Annotated in this window: 18 protein-coding genes; 11 read left to right on the top strand and 7 right to left on the bottom strand. The window is 68.3% G+C overall.

The genetic code is table 11. The features are described from left to right. Positions 1 to 25: 25 nt before the first annotated feature. The 3 genes from ACZ6S0_RS45225 to ACZ6S0_RS45215 form a co-directional block, all read right to left on the bottom strand. On the bottom strand, positions 26 to 328 hold the full coding sequence (locus ACZ6S0_RS45225) for a hypothetical protein (protein ID WP_465925844.1): 303 nt from the start codon (positions 326 to 328) through the stop codon (positions 26 to 28). 134 nt (positions 329 to 462) lie between these two features. Next, positions 463 to 675 (bottom strand): hypothetical protein, encoded by a 213-nt coding sequence (locus tag ACZ6S0_RS45220; protein ID WP_465925842.1) that lies wholly within the window; start codon positions 673 to 675, stop codon positions 463 to 465. Positions 676 to 1,511: 836 nt separating this feature from the next. Beyond that, the gene (locus ACZ6S0_RS45215) at positions 1,512 to 2,654 is read right to left on the bottom strand and encodes a ParA family protein (protein WP_465925840.1); all 1,143 of its coding nucleotides are present in this window, start codon (positions 2,652 to 2,654) and stop codon (positions 1,512 to 1,514) included. A gap of 1,529 nt (positions 2,655 to 4,183) precedes the next feature. On the opposite strand from ACZ6S0_RS45215, the gene ACZ6S0_RS45210 reads away from it, so the two are divergent. After that, positions 4,184 to 4,690: a hypothetical protein gene (locus ACZ6S0_RS45210; RefSeq protein WP_465925838.1), complete on the top strand. Its 507-nt coding sequence runs from the start codon at positions 4,184 to 4,186 to the stop codon at positions 4,688 to 4,690. Beyond that, positions 4,629 to 5,144 (top strand): hypothetical protein, encoded by a 516-nt coding sequence (locus tag ACZ6S0_RS45205; protein WP_465925836.1) that lies wholly within the window; start codon positions 4,629 to 4,631, stop codon positions 5,142 to 5,144. Before ACZ6S0_RS45210 ends, ACZ6S0_RS45205 begins: the two co-directional genes overlap by 62 nt. A gap of 258 nt (positions 5,145 to 5,402) precedes the next feature. Here the strand turns inward: ACZ6S0_RS45205 and ACZ6S0_RS45200 are convergent, their stop codons facing one another. The 3 genes from ACZ6S0_RS45200 to ACZ6S0_RS45190 all read right to left on the bottom strand — a co-directional run bounded on the left by ACZ6S0_RS45200 (position 5,403) and on the right by ACZ6S0_RS45190 (position 7,667). Then, positions 5,403 to 6,116: a hypothetical protein gene (locus tag ACZ6S0_RS45200; protein ID WP_465925834.1), complete on the bottom strand. Its 714-nt coding sequence runs from the start codon at positions 6,114 to 6,116 to the stop codon at positions 5,403 to 5,405. A 152-nt stretch (positions 6,117 to 6,268) separates the two neighbouring features. Beyond that, positions 6,269 to 7,327: a C40 family peptidase gene (locus tag ACZ6S0_RS45195; protein ID WP_465925832.1), complete on the bottom strand. Its 1,059-nt coding sequence runs from the start codon at positions 7,325 to 7,327 to the stop codon at positions 6,269 to 6,271. A 1-nt stretch (position 7,328) separates the two neighbouring features. Beyond that, a complete protein-coding gene (locus ACZ6S0_RS45190; RefSeq protein WP_465925830.1) occupies positions 7,329 to 7,667 on the bottom strand; it encodes a hypothetical protein in 339 nt (112 codons plus the stop codon). Between the two features lie 903 nt (positions 7,668 to 8,570). Here ACZ6S0_RS45190 and ACZ6S0_RS45185 point away from each other — a divergent pair. From ACZ6S0_RS45185 to ACZ6S0_RS45145, 9 genes are all read left to right on the top strand, one after another. Next, positions 8,571 to 8,954: a DUF6112 family protein gene (locus ACZ6S0_RS45185; protein ID WP_465925828.1), complete on the top strand. Its 384-nt coding sequence runs from the start codon at positions 8,571 to 8,573 to the stop codon at positions 8,952 to 8,954. Further along, the gene (locus tag ACZ6S0_RS45180) at positions 8,951 to 9,667 is read left to right on the top strand and encodes a DUF8175 domain-containg protein (protein ID WP_465925826.1); all 717 of its coding nucleotides are present in this window, start codon (positions 8,951 to 8,953) and stop codon (positions 9,665 to 9,667) included. Before ACZ6S0_RS45185 ends, ACZ6S0_RS45180 begins: the two co-directional genes overlap by 4 nt. A 511-nt stretch (positions 9,668 to 10,178) precedes the next feature. Then, positions 10,179 to 11,774, top strand: a complete 1,596-nt coding sequence (locus ACZ6S0_RS45175; protein WP_465925824.1) for a hypothetical protein — start codon at positions 10,179 to 10,181, stop codon at positions 11,772 to 11,774. Then, positions 11,771 to 13,372 (top strand): SCO6880 family protein, encoded by a 1,602-nt coding sequence (locus ACZ6S0_RS45170; RefSeq protein ID WP_465925822.1) that lies wholly within the window; start codon positions 11,771 to 11,773, stop codon positions 13,370 to 13,372. The genes ACZ6S0_RS45175 and ACZ6S0_RS45170 overlap by 4 nt, the downstream gene beginning before the upstream one ends. Continuing rightward, complete coding sequence (locus ACZ6S0_RS45165) at positions 13,369 to 15,087, top strand: hypothetical protein (RefSeq protein WP_465925820.1); 1,719 nt, start codon at positions 13,369 to 13,371, stop codon at positions 15,085 to 15,087. The genes ACZ6S0_RS45170 and ACZ6S0_RS45165 overlap by 4 nt, the downstream gene beginning before the upstream one ends. Then, complete coding sequence (locus ACZ6S0_RS45160) at positions 15,084 to 16,793, top strand: type IV secretory system conjugative DNA transfer family protein (protein WP_465925818.1); 1,710 nt, start codon at positions 15,084 to 15,086, stop codon at positions 16,791 to 16,793. Before ACZ6S0_RS45165 ends, ACZ6S0_RS45160 begins: the two co-directional genes overlap by 4 nt. Then, complete coding sequence (locus tag ACZ6S0_RS45155; RefSeq protein WP_465925816.1) at positions 16,790 to 17,707, top strand: hypothetical protein; 918 nt, start codon at positions 16,790 to 16,792, stop codon at positions 17,705 to 17,707. Before ACZ6S0_RS45160 ends, ACZ6S0_RS45155 begins: the two co-directional genes overlap by 4 nt. Positions 17,708 to 17,709: 2 nt before the next feature. After that, a complete protein-coding gene (locus ACZ6S0_RS45150) occupies positions 17,710 to 18,834 on the top strand; it encodes a DnaB-like helicase N-terminal domain-containing protein (protein ID WP_465925814.1) in 1,125 nt (374 codons plus the stop codon). A 172-nt stretch (positions 18,835 to 19,006) separates the two neighbouring features. Further along, positions 19,007 to 20,038: a DnaB-like helicase N-terminal domain-containing protein gene (locus ACZ6S0_RS45145; RefSeq protein WP_465925812.1), complete on the top strand. Its 1,032-nt coding sequence runs from the start codon at positions 19,007 to 19,009 to the stop codon at positions 20,036 to 20,038. 368 nt (positions 20,039 to 20,406) lie between these two features. Here ACZ6S0_RS45145 and ACZ6S0_RS45140 read toward each other — a convergent pair whose 3' ends face one another. Then, a complete protein-coding gene (locus ACZ6S0_RS45140) occupies positions 20,407 to 20,697 on the bottom strand; it encodes a hypothetical protein (RefSeq protein WP_465925810.1) in 291 nt (96 codons plus the stop codon). Positions 20,698 to 20,755: the final 58 nt, after the last annotated feature.

Below are 20,755 nucleotides of genomic sequence, written 5' to 3'. Positions count from 1 at the left end.
CCTCTCAGGCCCGTACGAGGCATCCTCAGTTCGGCAGTTGAGGGAGCGTTGGAGCTGTCGCTCCCGCCCGGCCGCCCAACGCCAGCGCGATGGCCTGCAACGCCATCGCCGCCCGGACGCTGCGGCGGCCGTATCGGACGGTCAACCCCGGAGACCACACCGCGCTCTCGGTCAGATCGAAATCCTTGGCCAGCTCACGAATCTGATCGATCGCTACGCTGGCACAACCCGACAACCTTGGCCCTAAACCTGCGGTGTGAATGAACGGCAAGCGGCTGCGGACCTTCCATCGCAGCAGGTGTGTGTTGCTGTCATACTGCTTGTGCATTTGTGAAAGGCTCAGCGTGGGCGTGATGCGTCGATTTCCCAGAGAACGCGCGCATCACGCCCTTCAACCCTCCCGCCATGCGTCTCTCCCGCTCCACAGAGCTCCAAAGAAGATCGCGACGGACAGGCAACTGATCAGGCTGAATTCGTGGCTTCATGCTCCAAACCGTCGAGGAACGCCTCGACGCACGCGTTGAGAATGTGCCCGAGCATGCCTCTGTAGGCATCAACCTGGATCAACTCATCTTTGAGATTCTCGATCCACTGACCCACGCCCGAAGTGAGCGAGTAGGTGTTGGGTCGCGGCAGGTCTTCGTGGGATGTTCGGATCCTGAAGCTCTGCCCCATCTGGACAAGAACCTCAAGAGGTTGCTGACGTGCCTGTCGGAGAGCAGCGTCAATGTAGTGACTGACAGCTAGAGCAGGCCGACGGGTCCCAGCGGTTAGCCGCCTCTTGTCGGCCACCGACTGCTTAGTCAGACGGGACGCGAGGTTGGCGTTCAGCCGTACATTCCGTCCAGCGCTGCCGACGGCTGGATTGACGGCGTCGCTGAAGCTCTGATAAAGGCGGAGATAGTTGGGTGGCAGAGACGCGAGCTTCTCCTTGATAGGAGCGGGCAGCTCGGCCGGCCGCGGCTGGAAGTACCCAGAGGACGAACGAGCGGGAGACGTCCGACGCCTGAGCGGCGCCGTCAGCGTCCCGGCGATGCTCTCATCCCTGGGATCGTCCCGGCCCGTCCTGGGCTGGCTCAGAACTCGGCTAGCCTTCTGCACCGATTCTGCTGGTTGATTAGTCGGCGAGGAGCCGTGGTCGGATGAGGCGGCTGCTTCCGGTCCAGGCGTCTGGACCTGCTGCCCCTCTTCCGGCCTCTCGACAACGGGCGGCGCCGCGGGCGCAGGTGCGACTGCTTCCGGTTCGGGCGCCTGAACCTGCTCCTCCGTATCTGGCCTTGCCTCTGGGGCGGCGGGTGCCACAGCCGCAGGTGCGGTTTCGGTCGCCTTAGCAGGCTCGGGCGATGGCGCTGCTGTAACCGTGTCCGGCTGGCTGTCTACTGTGTCGCGCGGCTCTTCTCGGACCGCCTCAGCTGGCGCGTCAGGCGGCGACTCCTTCGGTGCCGGTTGCAGGTGCCCGAAACCCGCTACAGGCTGCCGTTGCAGCCGTCCTGTCCGCTTGCCCCCCGCCACTATGCCACGTCCTTCAACATCACGTCGGTCTTTTCCTTCTGCGGCCAGGCACGGTGCCAGGCGGTACGCAATTCGCTCGCCAGAGGGTGACCAATCTCGTCGAGCATCCGTAGCGTAGTTGCCTCAGCTACCTGGCAGACCCGGGTGGCCATTTCTCTTCTCTCCGACGTGGTGAGGAACGCCGAGACGGGAGCTGCCATGTCGTGCGAGTCACTGATGACGGTGGTCTTGGGGATCTCATACGGCCAGATCGGAGCCTCCCAATGCTCCAGACCGGCTTCGTGGTACTGCGTGGCGTCGGAGGTGAGTGCCCGAGCGGTGTTCTGACGAGGTACGTAGGCGTTCCAGACCAGCCCCATGACGTCGATGCCGTCGTGATAATAGTTCTCGCGCACGTCCTTGATCAGACGCATGGTCTTGGGAATGGCATCAACGCCGAACTTCTCGGCGTTCGTCACGAACAGCGCGTAGTACGCGGCCTTGGCTGCCTGAACGCCAAGGCGTTGGTTAATGGCCGTATCGATGAGTATGACGTCCCAACGGTGGTTCGGGGAGGTGCCGCCCTGCTCGGCTGGTAGCAGCAGCGTGTGCGCGAGTCGCTCGAAGTCGGCAGGCTTCCACGAACCGGGCAGATCCTCCAGCGCCTCATACGCCGGGATGAGTCCGATGGTGCCGATCTTGCCGGGGCGCAGAGGGCCACCGCGGTGGAACGGCACGTCTACGTCGTAGGTCCAACCTGGCGTGTCAATAATGATGATCGCCTCGTCGGCGACGCCGGCTTCGCCTGAGTTGATCACCTCGATCACGGTAAGGACGTCGGGCTCTTCCAACTTGGACTTGCCGATCCGAGCCTCGACAGCGACCATCATGACGGGCCGGCCGAGGCCCAGAGAAGCGTTTCCTTGTGGGTCCATGTCGATGACGAGGACGTTGAGCCCAAAGCGCGATAGCGCATCGGCAATCAGGAGCGTCTCCGTGGTCTTGCCTGCTCCTCCCTTTCGCATCATCATGGCGACCACGTTCTTCATGGTCGTGACGCCTCGACGCATCCATTCCGAGATGACCTGCTCTACCTCGGCGATCTGCTCGGTCGGCGGCTCGTCTGCGTGCCCGGATGTGGGGGAGTGGACCGTTGATGTCACAGGGAACTCCCATGTCTGCTTAGCGGTATCACATCCCTGATCTTAACCATGCTGTCAGCTCGCTGGGGAGAAGATCCGCGAGGATGCCTGAGAAACATGCCGGAGAAGTGGACTGTGCTCATCCTCTCCACAGAGGGGCTCGTATGCAAAGTCAATCTTTTGCGAGGCAAGCGATGCGGCGTAGTCGTCGAGGGGCTGTTCCATCGGGGCTGGGTTCTGACGCAGGAGTCTCAGGGGCCACGACTTAGGTCGGGTGGATCGTGGGAGCTGCTTCGTCGAGCACTGATGCTGCGGGCTCCCGTCCTCTCCGCATACCCAGGGATCAGGCAGGGCGCGGGGCTGGGACGGTTGCTGTATGCCATCCCAGCATCGCCGGTCGATAGTTGTGCGTGTTGCCCATACGTGTTGCTCTCCTCCTCGGGTAACACTTCGATGCCTAGAGCCGAGATGGACATGTCTGATGATATGGCTACAGCTAGGCATGCACGCGGCCATGCTCTCGGGTTGTGTTGCTGTGTGTGTTGCTGCAAGTGCATTTGTGAAACTCCAGGTCAGAGCCACTTTCTGCCTCTTGATGGTCGCGTGAGAGACGGCGACCGGCCCCTCAAAATAGCCAGCGACGGGAGGGATTTCGCCCGTACCAAAGCGCTCCGATCGCGTGAATATGACCAATGGCGCTGCTCAGATGCCAACCAACGCCACTAGGGTCTAAGTTACCAGTCAGTAACGCTCTTCGAACTGGGGAAACGCGCCTGAGGCCCGAACAGGCGCGCCCTGGGGATGGCTACCGGAAAGGGGGTTGCGTCGCTCCAGGGGCCCCTACAGCCCCGCACGCAGGGGCACCCCCTCGGCGCTGGCGATCACGTGTCCACCCACAACCGCGTTCTTCCCACACCGGTGCCAAGTCCAGGAGTCGACACCCGCTCAGGGCCGCGCTTCACTGTTGAGCACCCGCCACGCACTGGACCGAGGGATGCACCCGATGCCGAACTCTCTAGCGGCAACTGCAGGCTCTGGGCTATCGCGGCAGCGGCACCGCCCGCCAGTTCGTCCGCGCCCCACCTACGGTCCGGCAAGCCACCGGCTGTCTTCTGCGCGACCCCCACCAACCTCGACTCCCGACGAAGGCCGCCGGCTTCAAGCGGCTCACCACCGCACGCCCCCGACTGGCCGAGCTTCGTCTTCACGGCCCGCCAGTTCGCCGGGATGATGACGCACCGCCACGGCCGCAACCTGGAGACCTGGATGAACGCGGTCCTCCGCGACGACCCGCCTGAGATGCCCTTCGTGACCGCGGTCAACGCCGCGGCCAGGACGCCCGTTACCACCGGACTCACCCCAGTCCTACAGCAGCAGACCCGTCGACCGCACTATTAAGGAGTGCTCAAGTGCCAGACGTGCCAGGGGTTGACCCACCGACTAACTGACCTCGGGTCCTCAACGGGATCTGTCGGCCCCGGCAGGGAAGCGCTCACCTGCACGCACCGGACGTGACGCCTGTGAGCCTGGCCACAGGCCCCATCACTGTCTTGTCCGCGTTGCCCGGCTGGTGCGTGCCGCAGCCCCCCGGTCAAGACGACAGGACGATGACCCCAATACACCTCGACAACGCGCCCGAAGTCGCCGACGGCGTGGACACCCACACCGCGGCCGTGATCGAGTTGGTCGGCCGGGTCCTGGAAACGGCACAGCTCCCGCCACCACGGCCCGGATATGCCGCTCTCCTGGCCTGGATGCGCGCCTTCGGCCGGCTGACGCGGGTCTGCGCCGAGGGCACCGGCGTCTACAGAGCCGGGCTCACCCGCCTGCTCCAAGCCGAGCACCTCGACGTGATCGAAATCGACCGGTCCGACCGCAAAAACCTGCTGCTTCCAGGGCAAATCCGACCCGATCGACGCCATCGCCACCACCAAGGCGCACTCACCGGCGAGCGCACCGGCACCCCCAAGCAACGCGAGGGCCCGGGTGGATGCCTTGCGCTGCCTGCGCATCGCCCGCCGCTCGGCCGTCGACCAGCGCCACGATCAAGACCCTGATCGTCACCGCCCCGACCACCCGCGCTCGCCGCCGCGCGGCCTGCCCACCGGCGAGCTGATCGCGACCTGCGCGGCCCTGCGGCCCGATCATGACCACGTCGACGATCCAGCCACCGCAACGATGATCGCACTGGCCTGCCTGGCCCACCGACACCGGCAGCTCACCGAGGAGATCAACACCCACGACGAACTACTGGAACCCCTCGTGGCCGCCATCAACCTGGCGCTGCTCGCTGTGCACGGCGTCGGAGTCGACACCGTCGGCCAACTCCTGGTCACCGCCGGGGAGAACCACGACCGGCTCGGCTCGGAAGCCGCCTCTACCATGCTCTGCGCGACCGCCTCAACCGCGGCGGCGACCGCGAGCCAACGCCGCTCTGCATCGCCCTTCCTTCGCCTGCGCTGGGATCCCCGCACCCGCGCCTACATGGACCATCACGAAATGTGTGCCTGATCATTAATTCGGCCGTTGTTGACATCTCGCGCGGAGCTGCGAGATCTTACTCTCTGCTGTCAGCGTCCCTGGGGCGCGCCCTACAGCCCTGGGGCTGGGGGGAAGGGAACGCGAACCATATCAAACGGATCATCTGCGGGCGAGCCTCGGCCCTGCCCGTGCTCCACATCCGAGTCCTACACGGCTACTGATCACGAAATTGGGCCAAACCTCACACGCTCCTGGCCAGCGAGAACCGTTGACCGATGCCCTCAAGCCTCAAAGCTTGCGAGCCGCTTCCAGGGCGGCCAGCGCTTCACTAGTTCGTGCCGGTTCAACATTCTCCAGGACAGCGTGCAGGGAGATCTCAGTCGCTGCGAGGCTGATGTACGCGGAGAGGGCAAGCTGTTCCGAGGCGGTCGGCGTTTCTGTGCTCAAGATCGTTGAGGCTCCCTTCATCCAGTCCAGGGCGTCGTCGTTGACCACGAGATCATCGGCGTGATCCAAGAACGCGCGAGCCACGGCTTTTACCTTCCCGTACTTCCCGGCGGCGACTTGTGCGGCGCGACGTTCCTGTTCCTGGCTGAGCTGTTGTTCTGCCAGAACCTTCCTACCTTCCGCCGGGGTGCGATTCTCCCCGGGGCGGTGGACGGCGGCTCGGAGTCGATTGTGATAGTTCATGGCTGACCCGGGGTGCGCGACTCCGAGCAGGTCGGCGACTTCTTGCCATGTGACGCCCCCGGCTCGTGCATCCTCAATAGTCGCGAGTGCTTCGCGGTCAAGGATTCCTCGCAACGCCTGGATGAGAGCGAGACGGAGCTTGGCGTGCTCTCCGCGCATCCTGTTCTCAAAGGTCGCAGGAGGCAAGGCCCGATGGTGGGTCCGCGCGTAGGCGAGAGTTCCCATGGCATCTCTGTCGTCCGGCCAAAGCGCCAGACCGGAGTCCTCGGCCGCTTCGTGAAGTCCGTAGAGTTGCCGGAGGAGTTTCTGCACGTCAGAGCTGGATGGGGAGGTTGGCGTAGGAGCTGGCATGAGCCGATCATGGCACCGATTCGTCTCTTTGTCAGAATGACAAACCAGCGACATAACACCGCAAATACGACATATATGCCTATAATTCTTGAGAATGTCGCGGGTGCGGAGTGTCAGACCACGCGCCGTACCGCGATGACGCTGTTGACCGCGGTGCTCCACTCGACGAGGCGGATGACCTTGCCGCGGCCGGGGGCGGAGATGAGCTGGCCGTTGCCGATGTGCAGGGTGACGTGGCCGGGGCGTCCGGCGGCGTCGGGTTGGGAGAAGACGAGGTCGCCAGCGCGTGCTTGGTTCTTGGGGATTGGGGTGCCGGCGCGGGCCTGCTCTTGTGAGGTGCGTGGCAGGATGACGCCAGCCTGGCGGTACGCCTGCATGGTCAGGGAACTGCAGTCGCAGTTCTGTCGCGTGGGGTCGGTGGGCTTGAGCTGGGGGTCTTCGCATCGGCCGCCCCAGACGTAAGGAGTGCCGAGCTGCTTGAGGGCCCATGCGATCGCGGTGCGGGCTTGGGGTGGGATGTCATCGGGCAGAGAGAGGGCGCTGCCGGCGGTGGTGGGGGAGGGGCACTCGCGCGGAAGGGTGCCGGATCCGGTGGTGAGGGTGCTGGCCAGGCGTGTGGCGAAGCTGTGCCAGCGTCGGTAGTTGGAGCCGTCGGGGTAGGCGGAGCGCTGGACGGCTTGGGCGGCGGTCCATGGGGGAAGTTCGTGCCAGCGGGGGATGTCGAGGAGGCCGGGCGCGGCGGGTGGGGTCGGGCCGCCGAGGAAGGCAGCGGTGGCGATGCTCACGTCACTGCGCTGGGCCGTGGTGCCCCAGCCGGCGGCGCGTTGCTGGAAGGCGCCGATGCTGTCGAGGTGCCCGCCTGGTGGGTTGCGGAGCGATGCCTCGGTCATGGCGGTCATGAGTGCGATGACCAGGGCGTTCTGATCGAGCGGGGGCGGCACGCGTTCGTGGACCACGGCGGCGATGAGGTGTGCCGTGCGGGACTGCTCGGCGTCAAGGGTGACGGTGTCGACGGTGTGAGGGGCGGCGCCGGGGGAGAGGCTCTGGTCCGTGACCTGGCAGGCGTTGTCGGGGGAGCTGGTGCGGATGATCGCGTAGAGGATCATGGCGCCGATGACGATCACGATGATCGTGATGCGGATGAGCAGGACGATGAGCCGGGCCTTGACCATGTCAGGATGCCTGGGTCACGTCGTCGACGCGCCAGTCGGCGCCCGGGTAGTGCAGCAGCCGGATCTGCCAGGTACGGGTGATGGTCTCCCGGAGGTCGTGTTGGGTGAGGGTCTGGCGGTAGGTGATCGTGGCGTAGCGGGTGGTGGCGTCGTGAGGCCCTTCGGGGGCGAGGGCGTCGGTGAGGATCCGGACGGTGGAGGTCTCGCGTACGGCCAGGGCGAGTTCGGGGTCGAGGGCCTGGCGAGGTTGCAGGCGCATTCCGAACGTGTGGGTGATCATGCTCCCGACGCGGTTCAGCGGTGGCAGCCGCTCGGGCTGGCGGTGGCTGTAGGTGAGCATGGCGTGCACGAAAGCGCGAGCCGCGGCGAGCGCGGCGGCCTCATCGGTGCGTGAGCTGGGCGCCGGTTGGGGGGGAGAAGGGCCGGCCGGCTTGGTCGGCGGCCAGGTGCCGACGACAGTGGGCGCACCGCTGGCGTGCTCGGAGCGTGGGGCGTCGGTGCGAGCGGTGCAACTGGTCACGAAGAGCGTGAGGCAGACGGCGACCAGCAGGACGAGCCTGCGACACCGCTGCGCTAACCGGTTGGCGCAGCGGAGAGACGGCAGGCCTTGCCTGCCGTCGAGGCCGGGCCCAAGCAGGCGCTGTCGTGACAAACGGCCGGTCCCGCCGGGTCCCCTGACGGCGATTCTGACGGCCTGACCCAGACCACGAGCGCTTCCGGCAGATCCTGCGGGAGGCGCTGGGCCGTGCCGGGGGGCGGCGCAAGCCTGCCCACGGGCCGTGGATGTGCCGGCCGAGGACGCGTCTTCCTCCTGCGGGCGAGGGCTTTGACGTGCCCGGCGTCTGGTCCGGCCGGCAGCGCGCCGGGAGCTCGGGGCCTGGACCAGGAACGGAGCGAGTGCCTGCGGTGCGGACAGCAGGGAGCGTCGGTGCGCCTGGGGGAGGAGGCGCGGACGCGGGGAGGGCCACGGAGGAGTGCTGGAAGGGTTCGGTGGGAGGGCTGTCATTGGATGTCTCGCCCCATCCTGACTCGTGGATTTACTTGCCATGACTTTGTCTTGTCAGTAAAAATGACGACTCGTACTGACAATTGTCAAGATTGCTGTCAAGGCAAGGGTTGGGCGCGCGATGAACTGGATGTCCAAGTGGTGCACGCGGGGGAGTGGCAGTAGGAGACGCACATCGTGCCACCTGCTCTCGCCCCTGGCTGGGCCGATGGACGACCGCTCGAAGCGGAGGCGGGCATGTTAGCGCTGCTGCGCACGCCGGAGCCGGTGGCCAGCCCAGGCCCAACCCCAAGTCGCGACGGCGGCGCGCAGGAGGGGCCGGGGCGATCCGCACCCGAGGTGCCCGAGGTTCCCGAGGTGACGATCAACCCGACGGCGTTGCCCGGCGGTGCGGCCTTTCAGGACATCGTGGGCGGCCTGTTGTGGTACGGACTGCTTTTCATGGTCGCGACGGTGGTGATCTCGGCCATCGTCATCGGCATCGGCCGCTACATCTCCAATTCCTACGCTTCCGGCGCCGGCCGGATCGGCCTGTTCGCTGGGCTGGCCGGAGCCATCATCATCGGCGGAGCACGGTTCTTGGTGCAGTGGTCCTTCAGCATCGGGGCGGGATTCCAGTGACCGTGACCTCGACCCGCCGGATGCTGCTGGCCACAGGCTTGATCGTGCTCCTGGTGCTTGCCTGGCTGCTCGGCCGCCACCAGGGCGACAGCGCCCGGCCATCGCAGCCGTCGTCGCCGCTGTCTTCGGAGGCTGATTCGCCGTCGGTCTCGGCTTCGCCCCGGCAGCGTCAGCCCACCCAGCAGGGGGCGCTGGCGGCGGCCGCGGGCATGGTCATCCAGCTCGGCTCGCCCCACATCTTGACCGAGCAGGGCCGCAAGACGCTCAGCGCTCAGATCGCCGAGCCCGCCCGCCGGCAGGAGCTGGAGACCGTGCTGGCGCAGGAGGCGGCGAGCCCGGTGATGACGGCGCTGCGCGACGACGACGAGCGCGGCCTGGCCTACGGGCTGCGCATGGTCCCGGTCAACGTGCATCTTGACAGCTACAGTCAAGGGCTGGCGCAGGTGGCGGTGTTCAGCGCGATCTACGTGGCCAGCAGCAGCCAGCCTGCCGTGCTGGGACACGGGACCGTCACGATGGAGCTGGTGTGGAGCGGCGGTGCCTGGCGGCTGCGCTCCTATCGCAACGCTCCGGCGGTCGGGCCCGCGCCGGTCGGCTATACCGTGCCGGCGGAGGGGTGGCGGCCGATCAGCGGCCAGAGTGTCATCGCGTTGTCGTATGAACTGCGGCAGATGCTGTCCGAGGGATCGGCTCCGCCGTATGGGCAGCCGTAACCCCGCACCCCGCCCGCGTCGCGACCGCCGCTGGTTGCGCAGCGGGCCCGTCGTGTCCCTGATGCTGGTGATGATCGCCGGGGCGATGGCGCCCACGGCGACCGCCAGGCCGGGGGAGCAGCGCCCGTTACCGGCCGCTACTCCGGCGCTGACTCCTGTGGGTGCCGCGTGGTCGGGCCTGCCTGCGGCAGGGGCCGCCGCAGGCAGGCCGGAACCGCAGCACCGAGTCGGCGTACTCGCTGTGACGGTCGGGCTGCTGCCGACCCCGACGCCAACCTCGACCCCCTCGCCCACGCCGGCCCCATCGGCGTCGGAGGCCGATCCGTTGAGGGCGGCCGCGTGTGAGCGGCTCCTGACAGGCGGGATGTTCCGGCCCGACTGCGCCGCGTTGCAAGGGACAGCGGCCACCCCCAGCCCTTCGCCGTCCCCCACGGCATCAGGACAGCCCACGCGACCGCCCCCGGACCCAACCCAGGTCGTGGAAGTGGGGTGTGACAACCCCCTGCGTTTCATGGGCAGTGCCAATCCGCTGTGCCTCCTCAAGAACGTCAACGAGACGCTTGCCAGTTGGGTCGCCGAGATGGCCATCTGGCTGGCGGCCAAGATCGGCGAGGCGCTCACGGCGACCGGCGAGCTGGACGTGACCGCAGAGTGGTTCGCCGGCGTGTTCTCCGGCATCAGCGGCATCGCGGCGCTGATCGCGCTGATCGCGGTGCTGGTCTCGGTGATGGCAGCGGCGCTGTTTCGCGATCCGGGGGAGATCTGGCGAACCTTGCTCAAGGTGCTCACCGCAGGCGTGAGTACCGGCATGGTGGTCGTCATCGTGGCCAAGGCCAACCAGCTGATCGACGCCCTCTGCGTCTCGCTGCTGGGGCCGGAGGGCTGGAAGGAGGTCACCGACGGCCTCATGGTGCCGGCCACCAAGCTCGACGAATGGATTGGGATGGCCGCGCCGCTGGCCCCGACGGGCGTGATGCTGCTGATCGCCGTCGGCATCATTCTGGCGTTCCTCATGTTGTGGGCGGAGATGCTGGTCCGGCGGCTGCTGCTGGATGTGTGCGTGATGATGTGGCCGCTGGTCGTCTCCGGCGCGGTGTGGACGGGCGCGCGGCAGATGACGCGGCGACTGATCGACACCATCCTCAGCCTGCTGAGCATGAAGCTGGTCGTGGTTGCGACCTTCCACATGGCCAGCAAGATGCTGCGGAGCATCGACTCCGTGGATGAGATGGTGCTGGCGCTGGCGCTGTACTGGCTGGCCGCGTTCTCCCCCTGGATGCTGATGCGTCTGATCGGCGTGGTCGGAGGGCTGAACCCGGGCGGGACCGGCGAGGGGATGCGCGCGGCGGCGACAGGTGCCGCTGGTGCGCTGCTGGCCCGCGGCCGGCGGGCGGCCGGCGGCGCGATGCGTGGGCTCGGCAATCCGGCCGCCCTGATGCGGGCCGGGGGCAGCACACCGATGCCCGACATCGCGGGCGCCGGGCGGGGAGAGGGGACAGGCGGTGGCGCGCAGGGCGATGGCGAGCGCGACTACAGCAAGATCCGCCCCATCCCTGCGCACCTGCTTAAGGCCTTCGGTATTCAACCGGCCTCCGGCGCCAGCTCCAACGCCGACGCCGGGGCTGGTGCCGGGGGGCAGCAGCCGGCCGGGGACGGCAAAGGCCAGCCGAGCGGGCCCGCAGGCGCGTCGGGCGGCGGGCCGTCACCCGGATCGCGACCCTCGGGGGGTTCGGCGGCTGCGGGGGCGGGGCGCCCGTCGTCACCCGCGGGAGCCTCGCCCGCGGCGGCCAGCGCGACCGGGTCGCCGACGGGCACTGGATCCCCTGCATCTCCTGCGTCATCCACTCCTTCCACGGCCTCTCCATCCGGCCGTCCCGCGTCCCCCACTCCCGGGGCCGCCCCAGGATCGTCCGGCGGCGCGGCCGCGACGGGCGGCCACATCACCGGGACCTCCTGGGGTCGTGCCCCGCAGCCGATCCCGCCTCCCGGCCAGCCCGACGCGTTGCCCACCTACCACAATGTGCCGCCACCACCGCCCGTGCCGCTTCCTCCCCCGTACCAGCAGCCGCCCCTGCCCGATCCCGATCCGCCGCCGGAGAAGTCATGAGCAGCGAAAACCGCCAGTACGCCCGCTACACCTACGTCTTCGGCCCGCGTGAAAGCTACGGCGTTGTCCTCGGTCTCGGCTGGGGTTCGATCACGGCCGTGTTCGCGGCGCTGTTCCTGCTGACCGCGCTGGCCTCCGCGGGCGGGGTACGGCTGCTGCTGGGACTGCTCCTGCTGGTGGCGACGGTGGCGGCCGTGTGGGTACCGATCGCCACCCGGCCGCTGGCACAGTGGATCCCGATCGCCCTGGTCTTCGCCGCGCGTCGCGCCACCGGCATGGCGCACTACCGCGGCGGCCCGGCCGCCGAGAGCCGGCCGGGCGGCGCCGAGACGAGGGCAGGGCCCTCGCCCGGCCGCGCGGGCGGTACTGCAGGCAACACGTCCAAGCGCCGGGCTCGGGCCGGGCGGCGCGAGGCCGAGCTGCTGCCACTGCCGGGCGAGCTGACCGGGCTCGAGGTGCTGACCGCCCACGTCGACCACGCCGCCGGACGCCTGCAGGTGGGAGTGATCAAGGATCGGCGGCGCGGCGTCTACACGATGCTGCTGTCCACCCGGGGCAGCGCGTTCGGACTGCTGACCGCCGCCGAGCAGGACACGCGGCTGGCCCACTGGGGCGAGACCCTGGCCAGCGTCGCCGGGGCAGGCACCGGCATCGTCCGGCTCCAACTGCTCAACATCACCGTGCCCGACAGCGCCGATGCGCTGGTGCGGCACTGGCACGCCGACGGCGGCCACGGCAACGCCGCCACCCGCGACTCCTACGCCGACCTCCTGACCGTGGGCCGGGCGGCGATGCAGCGCCACGAGAACTACGTGGGCCTGACCGTGTCCCCGCGCCGGGCCCGCCGCCAGATCCGCACGCTGGGCGGCGGGGATCGCGGCGCCTGCGCCCACCTGATCCAGCAGGCGGCCAGCATCCAAGCCGAGCTGATCAAAGCGGGCGTCGAGGTCGAGGGCGCGCTCCCCCCGCGGCAGATCGCCGCCCTGCTGCGCACCGCCTACGAGCCCGGCGCCCGCTGGCAGATCGAGGCACGCGGCCCCGACATGCAGCGCGAGGGCGGCCTGAGCCCGGCCGAGGCCGGGCCGATGGCCACCGACGGCGATCACTGGTCCTATTACCGCACCGACGACGCCGTCCACGCGACCTTCTGGGTGGCCGAATGGCCGCGCCGCCCGGTCACCGGGGACTTCCTGCAACCACTGCTGCTGTCCACGCGCTGCGAGCGGACCTTCAGCGTGGTCATGGAGCCGCTGGACGCTCGCCACGCCGAGGACGAGATCGCCCAGCGGGAGACCGCCAAGGCCAGCAACACCAGCCTCCAACAGCGGCTTGGCTTTCGCGCCGGCGCCCGGCAACGACGCGAGCAGGCGACCTTGCACCGCCAGGACGAGGCCTTGGCGGCCGGGCACGGCCTGTTTCGCTTCCTGGGGTTGATCCGCATCAGCGCGCCCACCGTGGCCGAGCTCGACCAGGCGTGCGCCGAGGTGGAGATGCACTCCCGCGGCCTGCGGCTGCGCCGCTTGTATGGCGAGCAGGACGCCGCCTTCGCCGCGACCCTGCCGCTGGGCCGCGGCCTGCGCTGGGGGGTGCTGCGATGAGCTGGCTGCGCCGCCTGGGGCGAGCCCGCGCCGCCGGCCCAGCCGGGCCGGTCACCGCCGTCACCCGCACGGCGATCGCCGACACCGGCCGGACGGCACCGCGCCGCCCCATCGCCCGGCCGCGCGCCCCCGGCGGCGAGCCGACCGCGGGCATCTGGGGCGACGGCGAACTGCGCCCGATGTCAGGCCGCCAGCTCCGCCGCCTGCACCTGCCGCCGCACCGCGCCACCAGCGACGTCCTCCAGCTCCTCTACCCGTGGATGGCCGATGCGGGCTTCGGCGCGCTCGGCCCGCTGGTCGGAACGAACCTGCTGTCCGGCGGCGCCTTCTGCTCTGATCCGTGGGAGTGGTACGAGCACGGCCTGATCACCAACCCCAACGGGCTCGTCTTCGGCGAGATCGGCTCCCGCAAATCCACCCTGATCAAAACCATGATCGCGAGAGGATACGAGTTCGCGCGCGACGCCTTCATCACCGATGTCAAAAACGAGTACTCCGACCTGGCCGCCCACCTCGGCGTCGAACCCATCTACCTGGGTCCGGGCCTGCCCGCGCGGCTCAACCCGTTCGATCCGGGCCATGAGCGCGACGCCATCGACGACGTCGCCGAACGCCAGCTGGCCATGCTGACGGCCCTGTCCACCGCGGTGCTCGACCGGCCACTCAGCCAGTCGGAGCTGTCCCTGTGCAAGATCGCCATCGCCGAGGTGACAGAGGCCGGCCTGCAGCCCGCCCCCGGCCCCGACCCGGACAGCCCCGTCCCGTGGCTGCGCCCTCGCGGCCGGCCGCGGGTGCCGCTGCTGCCCGAAGTGATCGACGCGATGCTGAGCCCGAACTCCCGCCTCGTCGCCGCGCTACCCGTCGACCAGGCCGAACTGCGCGAGAAGACCGCCGATCTGATCATGGGGCTCCAGCGGCTGCTCGACGGCGACCTGCGCGGCATGTTCGACAGCCCGACCAACATCGACGTCGGCCCCGACAGCCGATGCATCGTCGTCAACCTCTCCAAGATCATGGAGATGCAGCGCTCCGCGCTGCCGCTGGTGCGCATCTGCGCGACCTCGTGGCTGCACTCGGCGCTGGCACGGCACGACGGCCGCCGCCGCTACGTGGTCGCCGATGAAGCCTGGGCCGACCTCACCCTCGCCACCCTGCGCTGGTACCAATCCATGCGCAAACTGAGCCGGCAGTATCTGGCCAGCAACTGGCTGGTCTTCCACCAGCCAATCGACCTGCTGGCCGGAGAGCACGAGCCCTTGGCGATGAGCCTGATCGCCGACACCGGCATCGTGATCTTGTACAAGCAAAAACCTCAGCAACTCCCGCTGTGCGCCTCCTACTTCGGCCTCAACACCACCGAACAGGATCTCCTGCGCGACCTGCGCCCCGGCGTGGGCCTGTGGCGGATCCAAGACCAGCGCACCGTACTGGTGCAGCACATCCGCAGCAGCGCCGAGGCCACCTTCACCCACACCGACCCGCGCCCCGACACCTCCACCCGCACCGGCACCACCACTTCCACCGCGGCCGCCACCTCTGAGTCCATTCCCGCCGCCCCACCCTCCGGCGTGCCACCAGCCTGGCCCACGACCGCAGGCGAAACCGCCGCGCCGCCGCGCCCGCCCACCACAACCAGCCCCATCGGCCCCGGCGCGCCCGGCATCCCAGCCACCCCTGGCTCATCCCCATCCCCGAACGGGCAGGCACAACCATGACCACCAGCTCCCAGCCCAGCAGCGAAGGCCTCGCCAGCGAACCCATCTACCTGATGGCCGCCCTGATCGGCGGCATCCTCCTGATCGCCCACCTCACCTGGCTGGCCGCCGCCCTGGCGCTCCTGCTGTCCGGCGGCGGCCTGGCCGCCGCCACCCTGGGCGACGCCGTGCCCTTCACCGCCCACCTGCTCACCAGCGGACTGGATACCGCCGCTGCCTGGCAGCGCGTCACCGGCCTGCGCCCGCCGCCGCCCGCCCTGTTCTGGCCGCTGCTGCTCGCCCTGCACGCGGCCGCCGCCGCCGCGGGAGCGACAGGGCTGCGCCGCTGGCGACGCCGACGCGCCCCGCACACCCCCACCAGCGCCTCCTGGGCAGGCGCCGACGCCGAGAAACAGATCACCGTGCCCGAGGCCGCCGACCAGCGCACCGGCCGCATCGTCGCCGGACGCAGCCTCACCAGCGGCCGGCTCCTGGCAGGCAACGACTGCATCTCGGCCACCGTTTTCGGCACCAACGGCTCGGGCAAGACGGTCGGCCTCGTCGTACCCAACGCGCTGGACTGGCAGGGCCCCTGCGTCATCAGCACCGCCAAGGGACCCGACCTGCGCTGGATCATCAAAGCCCGCCAGAAGCTCGGCCCGGTGTGGATCATCGCTCCCGAGGGCCTGCACGACATGCCCACCGCCCGCTGGTCGCCGGTCACCTACGCCCTCTGCGAGGAAAGCGCCGGACGCATGGCCCGCTGGCAGTGCGAAGCCTCCGGCCTGCTGGAGGACGTGCGCGCCCGCTCCTGGGCCCTCAAGGCCCGCGCCCTGGTCGGGCCGGTCCTGCTGGCCGCCCAACTGTCCGGCGGCGGGATCGCGAAATTCTACCGATGGTGCCTCGACGGCCCAGACGTGCGCCGCGAGGTGCGCGCCATCCTCGTCGAGCACGGCTTCGACCAGATGGCCGACAACTACGACAGCGTCTGGCGGCTCCACCCCGACGGGGTCGGCTCGATCTTGTTCACGGCCAGCGTGATCGTCGACGCCTACGACAACCCCCGCGTGCGGGCCAGCGCCTCCGGCAGCGACTTTACCGCCGAAGACGTGCTCGACCAGTGCGGCACCGTCTGCATCGTCGCCCCGCCCAGCCAAGCCGAACCGCTCGCGCCCCTGTTCACGTCATTGATCGCGTCCATCATCTACGCCGCCGAACGCCGCTACGAGGAGACGGGCCCACTCAAACCACGCCTGCTGCTCAATCTGGACGAGGCCGGCAACGTCTTCCGCTACCCGGGCCTGCCGACCCTGCTGACAACCGCCCGCGGCATGGGCATCCAACTACTGACCGTCTGGCACGACCTGGCCCAGCTCCAGACCCGCTACGGCCAAGACCCGGCCGGCACCATCCTGTCCCAATCCAAGCTGCGCCTGCTGCTTCCCGGCTGCGCCGACATGAAGACCTTGGAATACTTCTCCCGCATGCTCGGCCAGGCCCAGGTCGACCGGCCCAGCTTCAGCATCGGCTCCGACGGCCGCCAGCAGACCTCCACCAACCTGCAAAAAGACGAACTGGCCCCGATCCACGCCTTGCAGCAACTCCCCCTGTGGAACGCCGTCATGCAGTACGACAACCTGCCGCCCATGCGCGTCCGCATGCGCACCGTGCTGGATGATCCCGCCCTGGTCGCCCTCACCTCGCACATCCCCCGTGAGAACCCATGAGCACCTTCATCCCCACCCCACCGGCCACCCGCACAACCTCCCCACCGGCCGCCCCGCCCGACCCCGCCGAAGCGCCCGGCACGGCGCGTGCGGCGGGCCCGGGGGAGCAGCAGCCGTTGCGCTGGATCTGGGAGGTCCTGCCAGCAGCCGAGCGACGCGCCGGACTGCTGCGCCTGCGCGCCTGGGTCGAATGGATGTGCGCCCGCCACACCGAACCACCCCTGGACCTGTCGGAAAAGATCCCCAAGTGCTGGTACATGCACCCCGGCGCGCTCGACCGCCTCACCGCCCTGTACGCCGAATGGATCCGCGCACACGCCGCCGACAGCGAACTACCCCTCATCTCCATCTACGACGCCCTCGACCGGCACGCCCACAACCTCAGCTACCCCGGCGCCTGCGTCCACCGCTCCCACGACGATCAACGCGGCGCCGAACCCTTCATCGAGTTCGACACCTGGATCATCACCAGCACCTGGGCCCAGGCACCCGCTACCACCTTCGCCTTCCAAGCCCCCGCCCCACCCCCCGACGCCACACAGAGGAATCCCGCCATGGCCGGACCACCCGCCACCCTGACCCCAGCTCAACCACCCGGCTTCGTCATGGAAGCCGCCCAGATGCAACAGCTCCTCGACGACGGCGACGCCACCCAACTCGGCGGCGCCCCCGCGGTCCGCCACGACAACTCCTGGTGGCTCGGCCACGCCAACCTCTGGGTCCGAGTCCTCGACCGCGACATGACCCGCGACCTCGACAACCGGCTGGCCCGATGGAACGCCGCCGAAGCCGCGCTCGCCCGGCATCGCGCACAAGCCAAAGCCGCGCCGCCCGCCCCCGAGCAGCGCCGCATCGACGCTCAACTCCAGCTCAGCTTCGATGAGCAGTTCCCCCCTGACCCCGAAGGGGAGTGACCATGACACCCGAGGAACACGCCGAACGCGCCCTGCTGGGCGCCATCCTGCGCGACCCCCGCAAAATCCGCGATGCACATGGCCTCGCCGGACTCCGGCCCGAGGACTTCGGGGCGAAAGAGCATCAGATGCTCTACCGCGCCATGCTGAAAGCGGCCGAGAACAAAAAGCTGGAGTCCGTCGACGAATGGAATGTCTTCCGTGCCGCGCTCATCCCGGCCGTCACCCAAGCAGGGCGGGACCGCAAATGGCTGCGTGAGCTGGGCACCAGCACCCCTGCACCGGAGAATGCCGAGCGCTACGCCTTGTTCGTCATGGAGGGGCACAACCGGCGCGCCATCATCGTCGGCTTTCGACGCATCGTCGACGAACTGGCCAGCATGGACGCACCTGATCGGCTGGGCCGAACCCAGCAGGAGATCACCGCCATGCAGGGCGTTCTCCGAGATCTCCGCAGGCGGTTCCAGCAAGAGGGCCTGATCGGCGCCCCGGACGACGACACGGCGCCACAGGGGGCCCCCACCGCCGCCGAGCCGCAAATCCAAACGCGATCACGCCTGATCCAACAGGTGACCGCATGGATGAGCCCTGAGCAGCGACGCATCCGGCTCCGCGAGGAACAGCTCATCGCAACGCTCGTGCAAGACCCTGCTCAACTCGCCGAGATCGGCTGGCTGAACCCGACAGACTTCACGCTCCCGCACACAGGTGCCCTCTACGAGGCGATCGTGAGCCTCCGGGAGCGCGACGAACCCATCGACTCGATCTCCGTGTTGGCCGAGGCCCATCGCCACCACCCCATTGACGGGGATACGGCCGACCGCGTCATCACCACCTGCAAAACACAAACACCCATGGCGATCGTCCTGGCCCGAGAGGTAATCGAACCGGTCATCACGACCACGGTGCACACCTACCTCGAGGAGCTCGCCGCACAAGTCGGTCAAGGTACAGCGGAAATGGCGATCCGCGCTGCAGAACAGGCCCTCGCCAAGGTCGAAACAGCCCTCAGCCGCTACTCCCAATCTCGCCGAGCCACTAATGGCGACGTCCACGCCTACGTGCCGCCCAACCCTGCGCTGATCCCCCCAGCCCCGCACGAGCAGAACGCCAGCGCACGAACCTAACCCCCACCGCTCATCCTCGACCGTCACCAACCAGGAGAACGACGGCATGGCCGCACCTCGGGCCACCCCCCTCGGCCCTCCGCCTCACGCTTCTACGCCCCCGCCGGAAACACAGACCACACCCGAGCCCAAACACAAGTCCCTCGCCGAGCTGGCCGCCGACCAAGTGACAGTGACCTGGCTCGACATCCGTACCGAGCAGGCACTGCTCGGCGCCCTACTCCACGAACCCGATCAACTGCCAGTGGTCAAAGGCTGGCTGCGTGACTCCGACTTCTGCCGCGCGCACCATCAGCTGATCTTCAGAACCATCGACGAACTCGTCAGTGCCAAGGCGACCTTCACCTGCGAAGAACTGGGCATCGCCGTCTACGAGCGCGTGGCCCCGTACGGGATCCAAGGCACCTACCTGCACGACCTCATGCGCGCCTGCCCGAAGCCGAAAAACGCCGTCGCCTACGGGCATATGGTGATCGAAGCCGATGCCCGCCGCGCCGTCGCCCTCTACACCACCCGACTGGCCCAAACCATCGACGTCATCGGAGACGACCCTCTTGCCCTACCCGACGTGCTCAACGCCGCCACCCAAATCGGTCAAATAGCCCACCACTTGAAGGCGCGCACCTTATCCCAGGAAGCGCCACCCAGCCTTGATCTGCCGAAAACTCCGCCGGAGGCCCCCGACCCGAAACGCATCGATCTCGACGAGCGCCTCCTCGCCACCCTGATCAACACGCCCCGAGACATCCCCACGGTCGCGCCATTCCTCAACAGCAGCGACTTCGCCACTCCCTTCACGGGCCGCCTCTATGACCTGCTGCTCTCCATGCACCGCGCCGGAAGCCCCATCGACATCCTCACCGTCATGTGGAACGGCCGCCGGGCCCACATCCTCGACGCCAGCGACGACAACAGCGAGAACTTCTACCAGCGCTTCAACGAGGGGCCCCCCGACATCGCCACCAACCTGGCCACCAAGATCCAGCACGCCGCCACCCTGGAACACGCGACCGCCGTCGCGACCACCCTCACCACCGCACTCGCCGATCACCGCATTCCCATTCATGAAATCCTGCACCTATCCACCACTCAGGTGAACGAGCTGCAACAACGCCATCGCCGCCACGCCGCGGCCTACCAGACGCCAGATGATCCGACCACACCCGCGCTGCTGAGTACACCGGCGGCATCCGCGATCCAATAAGATCGCCGGTCTGCACGTTGATGATCACTAGCAAGCCCTGCCGATCGGCTGCAGTCCGGGGGCCACGGGCGCGGCAGGCGAGAGCGGACAAAGAGGCTTCGGTCGGAAACGCCGAGCTCGGCTCCTCTTCCCTATGAGCACGAGGCGACGAAGGCGAACATGGGGGAGTGGTCCCCGGCCCAAAAACAATATTACGCCCACCCGGCGAACCGGCGAACGGTGGTGATCATGCATGCAGTGCGCCCGTTGGGATCGCGGGCCGGGCGTCCGCTCCGAGACCTCTGAAATCGCCGCCCTGCCCTCTGTTGGCGGACGAATCGTCCGCCAACAGAGGGCAGGGCATGCAAGCTAGCGCCCACGCCGAAAGCTCAGTGAGCCAGGATCCCATCACTGGCCGCTGCCATGCGGATCGTCTCTGGATTTTCGGGGCGCTTGGCCTTCTCGGCCCGGGCCCGTTCTCGGGCTCGGGCCAGTGCCGTGGCCTGGGCCAGCGCCTTGTGTGCTGCCTCGATCTGCTCCGGGCTCAACTCGGTCATCGTCTCGGGTTCTGTCGCCCAGCGCACCTGGGCCAGCTCTCGCGCGGCTTCCTGATCGGCGCGCTTCCCCCGCCAGACGTCACTCGTGAGAGCGGCCGTGGAAAACTCCAGGTGAGCGGTCATGAGAGTCGAGTGTGGCGGTCATCACGGATTCCTGGCTGATGGCCATCGGGTCTAGGCA

This window comes from Nonomuraea sp. NPDC051298 (assembly GCF_055586305.1).
This window is presented reverse-complemented; position numbering and strand designations above follow the sequence as displayed.